Here is a 14213-nt window from a genome sequence, read left to right as displayed (position 1 = left end):
ACAACAAAGCGGGAGTGCCCTTGAAGGGGCGGCTGGGCGGGGCTCAGAGGTAGGACCTGGTCGCGCTCACCAGCTCGGCCGCGGCGTCACGGGTGTCGATGTAGAGGGCGGTCTCGGGGGTGCGCTCGCGTACGTCCTGGTCGCGGATCGCGAACACGGCCGGGGACACGCCCACGTCGCCGTAACGCCCGTTGACGGCCGCACCGATCGCCCGGCGGACGTCGCCGACCACCTCACGCGAGGTGTGCTCGGCCCCGGAGGCGGCCAGATAGCCGAGCATCCCGGCGAAGCGCAGCTCACCCTCGGCCGCCGGATGCTGCTCGGGCAGCACGGGACGGTCGAGCCAGAACACCTTGCCCGCCAGGAACGCCGCGTAGCCGTCGTCGTCGCCCAGCACACGCGTCGTCTCGGCGAGCAACTCGCCGAACTCGGCCAGCTCCGCCTCAGGCGGCAGGTCCGTGGTGACGAACAAAGGCACGATCAGCGAGTCGAGCATGTCACTATCCCTCCGTGAGGTGCCTCATCGTAGGATGCCGCACCGACAATCTCCGCGCCCGCCACTCCGGCCCCGCCTTTGCCGCGCGCCGGAGGCCGGAATCCCGGTGGGAAGGCCGCAGGAAAGGCAGGGAATGGGTCATCGAGCGCTCGGGCCTCGACGGGCCCGGACGCAGGAGGGAAAGGTCAGCGTTGCGTCCATTCGTCCTCGACGGCCGAGTGCACGATCGAGTCGCGCCACCCCTGCGGCGTGTGCAGGTGGTGGCGGATGCGTCCCTCCTCGACCATGCCCGCCGTCAGCATCGCGAGCTGGGCGGGCAGGTTGGCGGGCGAGCGGGCGCCCCAGATGCGGTGCAGCCCGAGCTGCTTGAAGCCGAACGACAACAGCAGCCGGACGAGATCGGTGCCGATGCCGCGCCCCCACTGGTCGGGACGCAGCCCGAACCCGATCTCCCCGCTGTGCGGCAGGTCGGCCTCGATCCGCAGGCGGGCCACGCCGATGACGTCGGGACGTTCTGCGTCGATCACGGCCAGCACGTAGAGCAGGCGCGGTTCGGCCGCGGCGGCGGACACGGCCGCGTCGACCAGTTCGGTCACCTCGTGACGGTCACGCGGCGCGAACGGCGCGTGCTGGGTGGCGACGGGACTGCCGTAGATGGTGTGCAGCGCGTCGACGTCGGCCTCCGTGACATCACGGAGGCCGAGTCGCTCACCCTTGCAGACCACGCGGCGCATGCGGAGAAGGTAACGCGAGTCCCGTGATCTTTACAAGCCCTTGTCAAGTGGCGAGTTGACTCCCGTAAGCTCGCGCGACAAGTTCGGCGACGGCGCTGTGCGAGCCGAGGGGTTCCGCGTGGCCGGCGTCGATCGCCGCGGCGGCCTGCTGGACGATGCCGGACGGCGCCTCGTGGCCGATCAGGCAGGGCGCGACGGCCAGCCGTTCGGCCCCGGCGGCGCGCAGGCGCTGGGCGGCGACGGTGACGCCGGGCTCGCTGTCCAGCGACGCGGACACGACCGGCAGCGTGAGCCGGGAGGCCAGGAGCACGGCGGTGGCCTGCACCCCGTGCACCGCGCGGTCGCCGCCCACGGTGGCGAGGATGACGGCGTCGACGGGGCTGGAGACGTTCAGCAGGCGGACGCGGTCGGCCCTGGCCAGCCCGCGCTCGGCCAGCCGGATGTGCAGGGCCTCGGCCAGCAGCGGGTGGGGCCCGAGCGCGTCGGTCACGACGGCCCCGGAGCCCGCGGCGGCGACGGCCTTGCCGATCTCCGCGAGGACGACGGGATCGTCCCAGGTGAGCAGCGGAACGACGATGGCGTCCCGGCCGGAGGGCAGGGAGTCTGCCAGGTCGCTCACGCTCGTCAGGCGCACCTCGATCTGCGGGTTGTCGACGCGTACGACGGCCGCGATCTCCTCGGCCACGCCGGCGGTGTCGCCGGGGGTGGCGAGCACGAGCGCAGGGGCGTCGGGCGGCAAGGACGTGGGCACGGGCCGACGGTGCCGACCGCCGCCCGGCCTTGGGGAACGTTCTCGTACAGGCAGGCTCACAGGCGCGCAGTTTATGCCGATTCTGGGACGCTTGTTCCGGGAATCGATGGCGATTGCATCACAACGCCAACAGAACCACCTCGCGCCGGGCTGACATGTGTCATGTCGTCCGCGCTGACCTACGGCACTTCAGCCGGTTCCCGGTCGTCGGTCAGGGTGGTGGCCATGCGGACAGCAGTGGAACTCAAGGACGTGAGCAAACGGTACGGCGGCACCGTCGCGCTCGACGCCGTCGATCTGGACATCGGGCAAGGGGAGACCGTCGCCGTTCTGGGGCCGAACGGGGCAGGCAAGACCACGTTGTTGTCGATCGCCCTCGGGCTCCTCGCCCCCGGTTCTGGAACGGTCAGGGTCTTCGGCCGCACGCCCGTGGAGGCGCTGCACGCCGGCGGGGTGGGCGTGCTCCTGCAGGACTCCGGGCTGCTGGAGGACGCGCGGGTGGCGGAACTGGTCGCGGCGGTCGCGGGGATGTACCCGCGGCCGCTCCCCGTCGAGGCGGCGATGCGGGCCGCGGGGGTGGAAGAACTCGCCACCCGCCGGGTCGGCCGGTTGTCCGGCGGCCAGCGGCAGCGCGTACGGTTCGCCCTGGCGCTGGCCGGCGACCCGAAGCTGCTGGTGCTCGACGAGCCCACCGTGGGGTTGGACGTCGAGAGCCGCCGCGCCCTGTGGCATGAGGTACGCGCCCGCACGGCCCGGGGCAGCACGGTGATCTTCGCCACCCACTACCTGGCCGAGGCCGACGACTACGCGGACCGGGTCGTCCTGCTCGCCGGTGGGAAGATCATCGCCAACGGGCCGGTGAACACCATCAAATCCCTGGTCGGCGGCACGGAGGTGCGTTTCGTCTTCGAGGGCGCGGACGCGAGCGGATTCGAGGCACTGCCGGGCGTGCGCCAGGTGCGGATCGAGGGGCGGGCCGTCGCGCTGCGCACGGGTGACTCCGACGCCACCCTTCGTGCCCTGTTCGCGGCGTTCGACGACGTCAGGGACGTGCACACCGTGAGCACCGACCTGGAGAGCGCCGTCGTGAGCCTGGCGGGAGGAGCGGGACGATGAGGTCGTACCTGGGGCTCGAACTGCGGCGCGCCTTCCGCAACCCGGCCGGGCTGATCCTGCTGACCGGCTTCCCGCTGGCGCTCTACCTGCTGTGGACCAAGGTGCTCAACGTGGTGCCGCAGGGACAGCGCGGCGACTTCGCCGCCTACTCCATGGTCTCCATGGCCACGTACGGCGCGATGGGGGGCGCGTTGTTCATCGGGGGCGCCATCGCGCTGGAGCGGAGCAAGGGCTGGTCGCGGCAGCTCGCGGTGACGCCGCTGCCGCCGCACGGCTACGTGGTGGCCAAGCTGGTCAGCGGGATGACGGGAGTGCTGCCGAGCATCCTCGTCGTGCTGGCCGCCGGCGCGGCGCTGGGCGGGGTACGCCTGCCGCTGTGGACGTGGCCGGCGCTGGTGGTGCTGATCTGGCTGGGCGTCGTGCCCTTCGCCGCGCTGGGCATCGCGTTCGGCTACACGCTGCGCGGGCAGGCGGCGAACCTGGCCATGATGGGCGTCTTCTTCGGGCTGTCCGTCCTGGGCGGCCTCTGGCTGCCGGTGCGGGCGATGCCCGAGGGGATGCGCGCGCTGGCGGAGTACAGTCCCGCCTACCAGGCCGGATCGCTCGGCTGGCGGGCGCTGGACGGGCAGTGGCCGACCGGCGCCGGGGTGGGCGTGCTGGCGGCCTGGACCCTGCTGTTCGCCGCGCTGGGCGCGTGGCGTTACCGTCGGGCTTTGTGACGGTGAGGACGGCGCCGGCGGCGCTGGATCACGGCCGGGCCCGCGCCAGGGCCCGGGCGGGGTCCGCCGCGTGGCTGCTGCTCCTGTGCTGGCCGCTGTGGTCGCTGCTCACCGCGGACCCGGGGCTCGCGAGAGTGGCGTGGGCGCTCGGGGGCGTGGCGCTGCTGGCGGTCTGCTGGTTGATGATCACCTGGCGGCTGTTCAGCGGCCGGGGAGGCAGCCCGCGGCCGTGGGCCCTGGCCGGGTTGCTCGGCGCGACCCTGGCCCTGTTCCCCGTCCTGGGGCGGCCGTGGGCGTACGTCTGCTTCGTGCTGGTCGTCTCCGCCCTCGGGGCCTCGTTGCGGCCGGCCGGGTTCGTCGCGGCGGTGGTGGTGACGGCGGTCGTGGAGGTGGTCGTCCTGTGGGCCCTGGGGGCGTCGTTCGCCGGGATCTGGTGGGTGCCGCTCGTCATCGCGGTGCAGGCGGTGGTGGCGCAGAGCCTGAAACAGATGGGGGTGCTGGTGACGCGGCTGGAGGCGGCCCGCGCCGAGGTCGCGCAGATGGCCGTCGAGAACGAACGGCTGCGCTTCGCCCGGGACCTGCATGACATTCTCGGCCACACGCTCACGTCGATCACCATCAGGAGCCAGCTCGCGGCGCGGCTGGCCCGTACCGACCCGGACCGCGCCGCCCGGGAGATGACCGACGTGGAACACGCCGCCCGCCAGGCCCTCGACGAGGTGCGCCACGCGGTCACCGGCTACCGCGCCCCCGCCTTGTCGGAGGAGCTGGACAAGGCCGCCCGCGGCCTGCGGGCCGCCGGGATCGAGCTGGACGTCTCACCCGCCGAGGGGCCCGTTCCCGCCTCCGCCGAGATCCTGCTCGCCTGGGCCGTACGGGAGGCGGTGACCAACGTGCTGCGCCACAGCCGGGCCAGGCACTGCTGGATCGTCCTGAGCATCGACGACTCGGCCGCGGGCCTGGAGGTCCGCGACAACGGTACGCCGACGGGCGAAGGGCCCGGCGCGACGCGGACGGGGCACGGGCTCACCGGGCTGGCCGAGCGGGTCGCGGAGGCCGGCGGACGGCTGGAGGCGGGCCCGTCGCCCGGCGGGGGATACCGGCTGTGCGTGTGCGTGCCGGTGGAGGCGTCGTGATCCGCGTGCTGATCGCCGACGACCAGGACCTGGTCAGGGGCGGCCTGGCGGCGCTCCTCGCCCTGGAGGACGGCATCGAGGTGGTGGCCGAGGTCGGGCGCGGAGACCTGGTCGAGTCCGCGGTGGCGGAGCACGACCCCGACGTGGTGCTGCTCGACATCGAGATGCCCGGACTGTCGGGTCTGGAGGTCGCCGAACGACTCCGCGGCCACCGGGTGATCATCGTGACCACGTTCGGCCGGCCCGGCTATCTCAGCAGGGCGCTGAACGCCGGGGTGGCGGGTTTCGTGGTGAAGGACGCCCCGGTCACCGAGCTGACGGCCGCCGTACGGCGGGTCATGACCGGCGAGCGGGTGATCGACCCGAGGCTGGCGGTGAGCGCCCTGACCATGGGCCCCAGCCCGCTCACCCAGCGGGAGGCCGAGGTGCTGCGCGTGGCCGCCGACGGCAGCACCGTGGCGGACATCGCCCGCAGGCTGTTCCTCACGGAGGGCACCGTCCGCAACTACCTGTCCTCCGCCATCGGCAAGACGGGAGCCCGCAACCGGGTCGAGGCCGCTCGCGTGGCCGAGTCCCGCGGCTGGCTCTGACCAGCCGAGCCCGCCAGGAGCGAACCCGCCCACGGCCTGGCCGGAAAACGCGTTGCCGTAGGTCCACTCAAAACGTATTGTTCTGCACTCGTGATCGCAGTGGTGGAGCGAGTTCTGCCTGCCCGGCTGGGGACAGGATTCCGGTGGTTGCTGGCCTCGAGCTGGCTGACGAATCTCGGTGACGGGATCGCGGCCGCCGCGGGCCCGCTGCTGGTCGCGACCTTGACCCGCGACCCGCTGATGATCTCGCTGTCGGCCCTGGTGAGCTGGGCCCCGCCGCTGGTGTTCAGCCTGTACGCGGGCGTGCTCTCGGACCGGTACGACCGGCGCAGGATCGTGCTCGTCGCGAACGCGCTGCGGGCCCTGGTGCTGGCGGCGCTCGTCGCGCTCATGGCGACCGGCACCGTGACCGTCGCGCTGGCGCTGGTGGCGCTCACGCTCCGGTCCGTCGCCGAGGTGTTCGCCGACAACGCCACGGCCACGCTGACGCCCATGATGGTCGGCAAGGACGATCTCGTCGTCGCCAACGCCCGCCTGGGCACGGGTTTCATCACGCTCAACCAGCTCGCCGGGCCGCCGCTCGGCGCGGCACTGTTCGGCCTGGGCCTGAGCTGGCCGTTCGCGGGACAACTGCTCCTGGTGGCGGCGGGGATCGTCCTGGTCTCCCGGATCACGCTGCCTCCGCACGGCCGGCAGGCCGACGATCCCAGGCCCAACACCGTACGAGAACTCGTCGCCGGGCTCACCTGGACGATCCGGCACGCGGCGGTCCGCACGCTGGCGCTCACCATCCTGATCTTCAACTTCACGTTCGGCGCGGCCTGGTCGGTCCTCGTCCTCTACACCCAGGAGCAACTCGGCCTCGGCGCCATCGGCTTCGGCCTGATGACCACCATCGGCGGCATCGGCGGCTTGGTCGGCACCGGCCTGTACGGGGCCATCACCCGCAGAGTGAGCCTCGGGGCCCTGATGCGGATCGGGCTCATCATCGAAACGCTCACCCACCTGGGCCTGGCACTCACCCATTCGCCGTGGGTCGCGGGGGGCATCTTCCTGGTCTTCGGCGCGCACGCGTTCATCTGGGGCACGACCTCGGTCACCGTCCGCCAGCGCGCGGTCCCGCGCGAACTCCAGGGCCGGGTGGGCAGCGTCAACACCATCTGCGTCTACGCCGGTCTGGTCGTCGGCTCGTTGATCGGCGGCGTGCTTGCCTCCCGGTTCGGGGTCGCGGCGCCGTTCTGGTTCGCCTTCGCCGGCTCCGCGGTGTTCGTCGTGCTGCTGTGGCGGCAGCTCATGCTCATCGCCCACGACGACTGAGATCGGGGCCGGCCGTGGTGAGCAGCCACGCCGGGCCCTCATCAAGGACCCGCCGCCTCCCCCTTGCCGGGACAGCCGATGAAGGAGACGATCGGGCTGCCCCTCTGTGGGAGGCGCGAAGGGGGTTGCCGTGCTGAAGGCACTCGCGGACCGGTTCTGGCGTCTGGACGCCCGCTTGGGCGGCGCCGCCCCGCCGGATCCCGGCCGGCGATACTCGGCGGCCCACCCGATGCGCCTCGGGCTGATCTTCGCCGCCGGTGTCGGGGGTTTCCTCGGGGTCCTGCTGCTGATCGGCGCCGCGACCGGGAGGGAGGATGCCTTCTCGCCGTCCGTCCTGCTCTTCTGCCTGGGGGTGGCGGTCTACGCCGGGGCGAGCGTGACAGGGATCGCGTATCTGGAGCGTGCGCGTCAGCGGTATCACGGGCACTATGGCCGTCGGCGTGCGGGTGGGGGTCGCGGCTAACGTGCGGGTACGACCACCGACTGCGGGTTGCCGGGGGCGTACACCGTGATGCCCTGGGGCAGCGACTTCAGCTTCTCGATCTCCGCGCACGCCGGGCACGTGTCGTAGCCGTCCTGACGGGCCCGGTTCGCCTCCGCCTCCGCCTTGGCCTGGGACACCTTCGCCTGGGCCTCCGATACGGCGGCCGAGGCGGCCAGCGAACGGTCCACGGCCTGCTGCACCTCGCCGGGCAGCGTCACCTTCACCAGCGTGAACCGCAGCCCGGTGAGGAACTCTCCGCCCAGCGTGACGGGCAGGTCGCGGGCCAGCGTGGCGTTGACCGCGTTCTGCACCTTGGCGATGCCGGCGTTGCCGTCCCGCGGCTTGAGCGCCGAGCTCTCCAGCAGCGAGCAGGACGGCACCAGCTCGGCGCAGCGCATGGCCCCGATCTGCCCGCGCAGCGCGTTGTCCACCACGGGCCGGACGGCCTGGCCGAAGAAGGCGCTCCAGCCGTCGTCGCCGTCCCAGGGGTAGAGCGAGCGGTCGTCCTGCGCGCGGAACGTCCGGGTGCCGTACTTGTCGTCGAACTTCTTGAGCGTCTCGTGGTCCAGGTTGAGGGTGAAGTAGAGGGTGCCCTCGATGCCGAGGTTGACCCCGTCGCTGCTGGGCACGGTCACCACGTCCACGCCGAGGGTGGTGGCCCGCTTGGCGTCGGCGGTGATCGTGTAGAAGCGCTGCTGCGCCGGGTAGGGGTGGACGGACGACCACATCCCGGTCCAGGTGAGCCCGGAGCCGGGGTCGATCACCTGGCGTACCTGGTTGTCGTCGAGCGGTCCGCCGTCGCGTACGACGGCCACCTCGCCACCGCCGGTGCTCTTCATGCCCCCCAGGCCCCCGATGAGCAGGGGGATCGCGACGAGAGCGGCGACGACGGCCAGGGCGATTCGCATGTGGTCCCCTTTCCGCGCGGGCGGCGTCGGCAACCGCCGCCCGCGACTTCCGCGGCATTCCTGTGATGTCGGACGAACGAACAGACGAGCGACGAGCAGGTCGAAGGGCAGGTGGTCAGGCGAACGGGCCGACCGGGGGTGACTTCGGGGAGCCCCCGGACGCGGCTTCCGACACATGCTTGGGTGCTGCCTCGGGTGCTGCCTCGGCGAGGTCGAGGTCGAGGTCGCGGGTCTCCGGCGCGATGGCCAGGCCCACGGCCGTGATCGCCAGAGCGGCGACGACGTAGATCGAGACCGCGACCGTCGTCCGGTAGCTCTCGAAGAGCTGGAGCGCGATGATCGGGGCCAGCGCGCCGCCGACGATTCCGGCGACCTGGTAGCCCATGGACGCGCCGCTGTAACGCAGGCGCGTGCTGAACAACTCGGCGATGAACGCGGCCTGCGGGCCGTACATGAGGGCGTGGGTGACCAGCGCCACCACGGCGGCCAGCGCGATGAGCGGGAACGACTTCGTGTCGAGCAGCGGGAAGAACGCGAACACCCACACCGCCGCGGCCACCACGCCCGCGAGGTAGACCGGGCGGCGGCCGTACCGGTCGGACAGGGCGCCCGCGGCCGGGATGAGCGCGAGCTGCAGGGCCGAGCCGATGAGCACCGCGTTCAGCGCGTACGAACGCGGCAGCTCCAGCACCCCGGTGAGGTAGACGATGATGTACGCGGTGAAGGTGTAGAACGCGACGTCCACCCCGATCCGCGCGGTGAAGGCCGACAGCAGCGCCCGCGGGTGCGTACGCAGCACCTCGACCAGCGGCATCCTGGCCTTGGCGCCGCGCTGCTGGACCTCGGCGAACAACGGCGACTCGGTGATCTTCACCCGGACCCACAGGCCAACGAACACCAGCACGCCCGACAGCAGGAAGGGCACCCGCCAGCCCCACGACAGGAACGCCTCGTCGGACATGGCGAAGGACATCACGGTCAGCAGCCCGGTGGCCAGTACGTAGCCCGCGGGCACGCCGACCTGCGGCCAGCTCGCGTTGAAGCCGCGACGGCGGCCGTCCCCGTGCTCCAGCGACATGATCACCGCGCCGCCCCACTCGCCGCCGAGCCCCAGTCCCTGGACGAACCTGAGCACCGCCAGCAGCAGCGGGGCCAGCACGCCCACGCTCGCGTAGCCGGGCAGCAACCCGATGAGGAACGTCGAGACGCCCATCACCAGCAGCGTGACCACCAGCACGGTCTTGCGGCCCACCCGGTCGCCGAAGTGACCGAACACGACACCGCCGAGCGGCCGGGCGACGAACGCCACGGCGTTGGTGGTCAGCGAGGCCAGGGTCGCGGTGAACGGGTCGAGGGAGGGGAAGAACAACTTCGGGAAGACCAGGGTCGCCGCGGTCGTGTAGAGGAAGAAGTCGTACCACTCCAGCGACGTGCCGATCAGGCTGGCGAGGATCACCCGCCGGGTCTGTTGCGTGGAGCCTGCCATCCTTTGCTCCTTGAGTTGAGGGGGGATACTCATTCAACGTAAGGATCGTTGAACAATTCGACAAGAGGTTTGCTCCATGATTCCCTGTTAAATGTGGATGACGTGGTTGCTGATCTCTCCCAGGACCGCCCCCGTCTGGGACGCAGCAGCACTGCGGAGCGGGTGGCCGACATTCTGCGCGAGCGCATCAGCGAGGGCTTCTTCCAGCCCGGCCAGCGGTTGTCGGAGGAGGCCATCTCCGAGGCGCTGGGCGTGTCGCGCAACACGTTGCGCGAGTCGTTCCGGCTGCTCGGGCATGAGCGGCTGCTCGACCACAGGCTCAACCGGGGGGTCTTCGTCCGGCTCCCGTCCGTGGAGGACGTGTCCGACCTCTACCGCGTACGCCGCGTGCTCGAAGGGGCGGCCGTGCGGCGCGCGCCGTCGGAGCGGGCGCTGACGCTGATCAAGGAGGCGGTGCGCGACGCCGAGCGCGCCGCGGAGCAGGACGACTGGCAGGGCGTCGGCACCGCCAACATCCGCTTCCACCAGGCGCTGGTGTCGGTCAACGAGAGCCCCAGGATCGACGAGGCCATGCGCCAGCTCTTCGCCGAACTGCGCCTCGTCTTCCAGGTGATGGAGAACCCGCGCGCCTTTCACGAGCCGTTCGTCGACCGCAACCGCAGGCTGCTGGGCCTGATCGAGTCGGGCCGTGCCGGCGAGGCCGCCGCCTATCTCGACGACTACCTCGACCATGCGGAGCGGTTGCTGATCCGCGCCTACGAGCCCAACCGCTAACGTTTCGGCCATGGACCGGACCTTCACCCTGGACGAGGCCCGTGCGCTGCTGCCCTCCGTCATCGAGGAGGCGGCGCTGGTGATCGCCGCCCGCGCCGACCTGGCCGAGCTCGATTTCGCGCGGCGCTCCGGCGGCTGGTCGGAGCTGGGCGGCCTGCCCGAGATCAAGGGGCTGCAGGCCCGCATCGAGGACGTCCTGAGCGGGTGGAGCGGCCGCGGCATCGAGGTCAAGGGCATCGCGCCGGTGCTCGTCGACTTCCCCGCGGTGCTCGGCGGGGTGTCGGTCCGGCTGTGCTGGATCGAGGGGGAGTCGGAACTCGCCTGGTACCACCGTACGGAGCTGGGGTTCGCCGGTCGCCGACGGCTCTGATCGCACGACGGGCGCGGGGTGCGCCCTTGACGCGGCCACGCCATGCCCTGTATTCAACCTATAGGTTGATAAACCAGGAGGTTGATTACAGTGCTTCTCAAGGACAAGACCGCCGTCGTCTACGGGGCCGGTGGCGCGATCGGCGGCGCGGTCTCCCGAGCCTTCGCCCGCGAGGGCGCCCGCGTCTTCCTGGCCGGTCGTACCAAGGGCCGGCTCGACGAGGTCGCCGCGGACATCCGCGCCGCCGGTGGCGAGGCCGAGACCGCCACGGTCGACGCGCTCGACGAGGCCCAGGTCGACGCGTTCACCGCCGACGTGGCCGGGCGGGCGGGCGGCATCGACGTCTCCTTCAACGTCATCGGTGTCCAGGACGTGCAGAAGCCGCTCGACCAGCTCTCCGTGGCGGAGTTCCTGCGGCCGGTCGAGGTGGCCACGCGCACGCAGTTCCTGACCGGCCGGGCTGCGATCAGGCACATGATCCCGCGCGGGTCCGGCGTGATCCTCATGTTCGGCGGCGGCGGCCCGCAGACCCTGCCGGGACTGGGCGGGTTCAAAGTGGCGCTGGACGCGATGGAGGGCATGCGGCGGCAGTTCGCGTGCGAGGCCAGTCCGTACGGCGTGCGCGTCGTGACCATGGTGACGGGCGGCATCCCGGAGGCCATCCCCGACAGCGAGCCCCACAAGGCCGAGATCACCGCCGAACTCGACCGGTCGGGCCTGCTCCGGCACGCCGCGACGCTGGCCGACGTGGGCGACGTGGCCGCGTTCACCGCCTCCGACCTGGCCAGGTCCATGACCTCGGCGACCGTGAACATCTCCTGCGGCGCCATCGTCGACCACTAGGGTGAGCGAGCGCGTACCCGACAGGAAGATCACTCCGGATGCCCGACGACCAGCTCAGCCTCACCTTCGCCGCCCTGGCCGACCCGACGCGGCGGGCGATCCTCGCGCGACTGGCCGACGGTGAGGCGACGGTCAACGAACTGGCCGAGCCGTTCGAGATGAGTCTCCAGGCGGTCTCCAAGCACCTCAAGGTGCTGGAACGGGCGGGGCTGATCAGCCGGGGACGCGACGCGCAGTGGCGGCCGTGCCGCCTCGAGGCGGCCCCGCTGGAGACGGCCTCGCAGTGGATCGACCGTTACCGTGACCGCTGGAGCGACCGGTTCGACCGCCTCGGGCGGGAGATCGAGCGGATCCGGCACGGGCAGGAAGGGCAGGAGCATGGCTGACATCACCGAATTCGTCGTCGAACCCGGGCGGCAGGACATCGTCATGATCCGGGCTTTCGACGCGCCACCCGAGTTGGTGTTCCGCGTGGTCACCGACCCGGAGCTGATCCCCCGATGGTGGGGGCCGCACTCCCTCGCCACCAGGGTCGACCGCATGGAGGTAGAGGTGGGCGGCCGATGGCGCTTCGTGAACGTGGACGAGCGGGGCACGGAGTTCTTCTTCAGCGGCGTCTACCACGCGGTCGTCCCCCCGGAGCGGTACGTGCGGACGTGGGAGTTCGAGGGCACGCCCGGTGACGTGGCGCTGGAGACGGTCACCCTGACGGCGACGGACGGCGGCACCCGCTACGTCGCCCACTCCGTGCACCCGTCGGTCGAGGCGCGTGACGCGATCATCCGGGCCGGCGGGCCGAGGGGCGGCAGGGAGTCGATGGACCGGCTGGCCGCGCTCCTGGCCGACCTGTGAGCAACGGCCGGGGCCGCCGGCCTCAGGCGGCGCTGGTGATGACCGCGAACCGCGCCCCGAACGGGTCGGCGAGGAAGGCCGTCCGCCCCACGCCCTCCGTCGCCGCCGGGGCCTGTGCCGTGCCGCCGAGCCGCCGCGCCTGAGCCGCCGCCGCGTCGCAGTCGGGCACCTCGAAGTACGGCAGCCAGTGCGCGCGATCGCCCTCCCGGAGCCGGGCGATGCCGGCCATGGCCGACGACCCGCCGCCCCCGGCGGGGGAGATCACCGGACAGGAGAGGCCGCCCATCGGCTGGTCCTCGATCTGCCAGTCGAACACCGCCTGGTAGAAGGCCCGGATGCCGTCGGGGTCGGGGGAGCGCAGCTCGACCCGGCCGAGCGAGCCCGCGTCGGCGACCAGCCCGAGCCCCTTGGTGGCGCCCGGCTGCCAGACGGCGAACGCCGCCCCCGCCGGATCGGCGAACACCGCCATCCCGCCCTGCCCCTCGATCTCCACCGGCGCGGCCAGGACGGTGCCGCCCGCCTGCTCGACCGTCTTGGCGGCGGCACCCGCGTCGGCCGCCTGGAAGTACGTCAGCCACGCGGGCGTCCCCCGGGCCGGTGTCTCCCGGCTGATCCCGGCGACGGTCTTCCCGTCGACCTGGCAGAAGCGGTAGTCGAAGTGCCCCGGCCCCAGCGAGAGGGACCGCCAGCCGAACAGGCCCGTGTAGAAGGCGGTCGCGGCGTCCAGGTCGGGGCTGCTGACGTCGAGCCAGCACGGGGTGCCAGGGAGGTAGTCGGTGGTGAGCATGGCCTGCTCCTTCGCGTGACGAAGCGGTGGGTGGCCGCTCGCCTCTGGTGCGCTCGGAGGGGCGACGCCACTCGTGTCCGGCGCCTCCCAGCCTGACACGGCGCGTCGCGCGAGTGCGGCACTAGACGCAAATCATCTGAATCACCCGAGCCGAACACCTGTTTGAAGCATCGTCTACACTCGACACCATGACAGCCGCGTTCCAAGCCTCTTTGCTCGGCCTCGACGAGGAGGTCGGGCTGCGGCCGCTCGCCGGAGCCGTCCGCAGGGCCGACCTCGGCCGGGGCGCCTGGATCGACCTGCGGCCGGGCTGGCTGACCGGGGCCGACACCCTGTTCGAACGCCTGGCGGAGCGGGTGCCCTGGCGGGCGGAGCGGCGGCACATGTACGACAGGGTCGTCGACGTGCCCCGCCTGCTGAAGTTCTACGACGAGCACGAGCCGCTGCCCGACCCGGTGCTCGACGACGCCAGGCGCGCGCTCGACGCCCACTACGGGCGGGAGCTGGGCGAGCCGTTCCGTACGGCGGGGCTCTGCTTCTACCGCGACGGCCGCGACAGCGTGGCCTGGCACGGCGACACGATCGGGCGCGGCGGCACGGAGGACACGATGGTCGCGATCATCTCCGTCGGCAGCCCCCGCCCGCTCCTGCTCCGCCCCCGGGGCGGCGGCCCCTCGATCCGCCACGACCTGGGCCACGGCGACCTCATCGTGATGGGCGGGAGCTGCCAGCGCACCTGGGAGCACGCGATCCCGAAGACCTCCCGCCCGGCGGGGCCCCGCATCAGCATCCAGTTCCGCCCCCGCGGCGTCCGCTGACCCCGCCCCGCACTCGTTCAGCGAGATCCGGA

General features: G+C 71.9%; 18 protein-coding genes. 12 read left to right on the top strand and 6 right to left on the bottom strand.

The annotated features are described in order from the left end of the window. Positions 1 to 43 precede the first annotated feature (43 nt). The 3 genes from ACZ6S0_RS01195 to ACZ6S0_RS01185 form a co-directional block, all read right to left on the bottom strand. On the bottom strand, positions 44 to 496 hold the full coding sequence (locus tag ACZ6S0_RS01195; RefSeq protein ID WP_465912581.1) for a hypothetical protein: 453 nt from the start codon (positions 494 to 496) through the stop codon (positions 44 to 46). A 185-nt stretch (positions 497 to 681) separates the two neighbouring features. Then, the gene (locus ACZ6S0_RS01190; protein ID WP_465912580.1) at positions 682 to 1230 is read right to left on the bottom strand and encodes a GNAT family N-acetyltransferase; all 549 of its coding nucleotides are present in this window, start codon (positions 1228 to 1230) and stop codon (positions 682 to 684) included. Between the two features lie 43 nt (positions 1231 to 1273). Next, a complete protein-coding gene (locus ACZ6S0_RS01185; protein ID WP_465912579.1) occupies positions 1274 to 1981 on the bottom strand; it encodes a sirohydrochlorin chelatase in 708 nt (235 codons plus the stop codon). A gap of 225 nt (positions 1982 to 2206) precedes the next feature. On the opposite strand from ACZ6S0_RS01185, the gene ACZ6S0_RS01180 reads away from it, so the two are divergent. The 6 genes from ACZ6S0_RS01180 to ACZ6S0_RS01155 all read left to right on the top strand — a co-directional run bounded on the left by ACZ6S0_RS01180 (position 2207) and on the right by ACZ6S0_RS01155 (position 7322). Further along, complete coding sequence (locus ACZ6S0_RS01180) at positions 2207 to 3097, top strand: ABC transporter ATP-binding protein (RefSeq protein ID WP_465912578.1); 891 nt, start codon at positions 2207 to 2209, stop codon at positions 3095 to 3097. Continuing rightward, the gene (locus tag ACZ6S0_RS01175) at positions 3094 to 3816 is read left to right on the top strand and encodes an ABC transporter permease (protein WP_465912577.1); all 723 of its coding nucleotides are present in this window, start codon (positions 3094 to 3096) and stop codon (positions 3814 to 3816) included. The genes ACZ6S0_RS01180 and ACZ6S0_RS01175 overlap by 4 nt, the downstream gene beginning before the upstream one ends. After that, complete coding sequence (locus ACZ6S0_RS01170) at positions 3813 to 4952, top strand: sensor histidine kinase (protein WP_465912576.1); 1140 nt, start codon at positions 3813 to 3815, stop codon at positions 4950 to 4952. Before ACZ6S0_RS01175 ends, ACZ6S0_RS01170 begins: the two co-directional genes overlap by 4 nt. Further along, positions 4949 to 5542, top strand: coding sequence for a response regulator (locus ACZ6S0_RS01165; protein WP_465912575.1), 594 nt, complete (start codon positions 4949 to 4951; stop codon positions 5540 to 5542). The genes ACZ6S0_RS01170 and ACZ6S0_RS01165 overlap by 4 nt, the downstream gene beginning before the upstream one ends. A gap of 147 nt (positions 5543 to 5689) precedes the next feature. After that, positions 5690 to 6859 (top strand): MFS transporter, encoded by a 1170-nt coding sequence (locus ACZ6S0_RS01160; protein WP_465912574.1) that lies wholly within the window; start codon positions 5690 to 5692, stop codon positions 6857 to 6859. A 130-nt stretch (positions 6860 to 6989) separates the two neighbouring features. Continuing rightward, on the top strand, positions 6990 to 7322 hold the full coding sequence (locus ACZ6S0_RS01155) for a hypothetical protein (protein ID WP_465912573.1): 333 nt from the start codon (positions 6990 to 6992) through the stop codon (positions 7320 to 7322). Here ACZ6S0_RS01155 and ACZ6S0_RS01150 read toward each other — a convergent pair. After that, on the bottom strand, positions 7319 to 8251 hold the full coding sequence (locus ACZ6S0_RS01150; protein WP_465912572.1) for an SPFH domain-containing protein: 933 nt from the start codon (positions 8249 to 8251) through the stop codon (positions 7319 to 7321). The genes ACZ6S0_RS01155 and ACZ6S0_RS01150 overlap by 4 nt on opposite strands. A gap of 115 nt (positions 8252 to 8366) precedes the next feature. Further along, positions 8367 to 9737, bottom strand: a complete 1371-nt coding sequence (locus ACZ6S0_RS01145) for an MFS transporter (protein ID WP_465912571.1) — start codon at positions 9735 to 9737, stop codon at positions 8367 to 8369. A 102-nt stretch (positions 9738 to 9839) separates the two neighbouring features. On the opposite strand from ACZ6S0_RS01145, the gene ACZ6S0_RS01140 reads away from it, so the two are divergent. From ACZ6S0_RS01140 to ACZ6S0_RS01120, 5 genes are all read left to right on the top strand, one after another. After that, complete coding sequence (locus tag ACZ6S0_RS01140) at positions 9840 to 10511, top strand: GntR family transcriptional regulator (RefSeq protein WP_465912570.1); 672 nt, start codon at positions 9840 to 9842, stop codon at positions 10509 to 10511. 10 nt (positions 10512 to 10521) lie between these two features. Then, on the top strand, positions 10522 to 10881 hold the full coding sequence (locus ACZ6S0_RS01135; protein ID WP_465912569.1) for a DUF2203 family protein: 360 nt from the start codon (positions 10522 to 10524) through the stop codon (positions 10879 to 10881). 90 nt (positions 10882 to 10971) lie between these two features. Continuing rightward, entirely contained in the window at positions 10972 to 11724 is a 753-nt protein-coding gene (locus ACZ6S0_RS01130; RefSeq protein ID WP_465913363.1) for an SDR family NAD(P)-dependent oxidoreductase, read from the top strand. A 38-nt stretch (positions 11725 to 11762) separates the two neighbouring features. Continuing rightward, positions 11763 to 12110 (top strand): ArsR/SmtB family transcription factor, encoded by a 348-nt coding sequence (locus tag ACZ6S0_RS01125; protein ID WP_465912568.1) that lies wholly within the window; start codon positions 11763 to 11765, stop codon positions 12108 to 12110. Then, the gene (locus ACZ6S0_RS01120; RefSeq protein ID WP_465912567.1) at positions 12103 to 12576 is read left to right on the top strand and encodes an SRPBCC family protein; all 474 of its coding nucleotides are present in this window, start codon (positions 12103 to 12105) and stop codon (positions 12574 to 12576) included. The genes ACZ6S0_RS01125 and ACZ6S0_RS01120 overlap by 8 nt, the downstream gene beginning before the upstream one ends. A 22-nt stretch (positions 12577 to 12598) precedes the next feature. On the opposite strand, the gene ACZ6S0_RS01115 is transcribed toward ACZ6S0_RS01120, so the two are convergent. Continuing rightward, positions 12599 to 13363 (bottom strand): VOC family protein, encoded by a 765-nt coding sequence (locus tag ACZ6S0_RS01115; RefSeq protein WP_465912566.1) that lies wholly within the window; start codon positions 13361 to 13363, stop codon positions 12599 to 12601. Between the two features lie 188 nt (positions 13364 to 13551). Between ACZ6S0_RS01115 and ACZ6S0_RS01110 the strand changes: the two genes are divergently transcribed. Then, complete coding sequence (locus ACZ6S0_RS01110) at positions 13552 to 14181, top strand: alpha-ketoglutarate-dependent dioxygenase AlkB (RefSeq protein WP_465912565.1); 630 nt, start codon at positions 13552 to 13554, stop codon at positions 14179 to 14181. Positions 14182 to 14213: the final 32 nt, after the last annotated feature.

This window comes from Nonomuraea sp. NPDC051298 (assembly GCF_055586305.1).
Note: the sequence above shows the minus strand (reverse complement) of the source record. Positions and strands in the feature narration are given on the sequence as shown.

Excerpts from the sequence above, each read along its gene's own strand:
- ACZ6S0_RS01195 (WP_465912581.1), bottom strand. The coding sequence starts at position 496 with ATGCTCGACTCGCTGATCGTGCCTTTGTTCGTCACCACGGACCTGCCG.
- ACZ6S0_RS01190 (WP_465912580.1), bottom strand. The coding sequence starts at position 1,230 with ATGCGCCGCGTGGTCTGCAAGGGTGAGCGACTCGGCCTCCGTGATGTC.
- ACZ6S0_RS01180 (WP_465912578.1), top strand. The coding sequence starts at position 2,207 with ATGCGGACAGCAGTGGAACTCAAGGACGTGAGCAAACGGTACGGCGGC.
- ACZ6S0_RS01175 (WP_465912577.1), top strand. The coding sequence starts at position 3,094 with ATGAGGTCGTACCTGGGGCTCGAACTGCGGCGCGCCTTCCGCAACCCG.
- ACZ6S0_RS01150 (WP_465912572.1), bottom strand. The coding sequence starts at position 8,251 with ATGCGAATCGCCCTGGCCGTCGTCGCCGCTCTCGTCGCGATCCCCCTG.
- ACZ6S0_RS01145 (WP_465912571.1), bottom strand. The coding sequence starts at position 9,737 with ATGGCAGGCTCCACGCAACAGACCCGGCGGGTGATCCTCGCCAGCCTG.
- ACZ6S0_RS01135 (WP_465912569.1), top strand. The coding sequence starts at position 10,522 with ATGGACCGGACCTTCACCCTGGACGAGGCCCGTGCGCTGCTGCCCTCC.
- ACZ6S0_RS01125 (WP_465912568.1), top strand. The coding sequence starts at position 11,763 with ATGCCCGACGACCAGCTCAGCCTCACCTTCGCCGCCCTGGCCGACCCG.
- ACZ6S0_RS01120 (WP_465912567.1), top strand. The coding sequence starts at position 12,103 with ATGGCTGACATCACCGAATTCGTCGTCGAACCCGGGCGGCAGGACATC.
- ACZ6S0_RS01115 (WP_465912566.1), bottom strand. The coding sequence starts at position 13,363 with ATGCTCACCACCGACTACCTCCCTGGCACCCCGTGCTGGCTCGACGTC.
- ACZ6S0_RS01110 (WP_465912565.1), top strand. The coding sequence starts at position 13,552 with ATGACAGCCGCGTTCCAAGCCTCTTTGCTCGGCCTCGACGAGGAGGTC.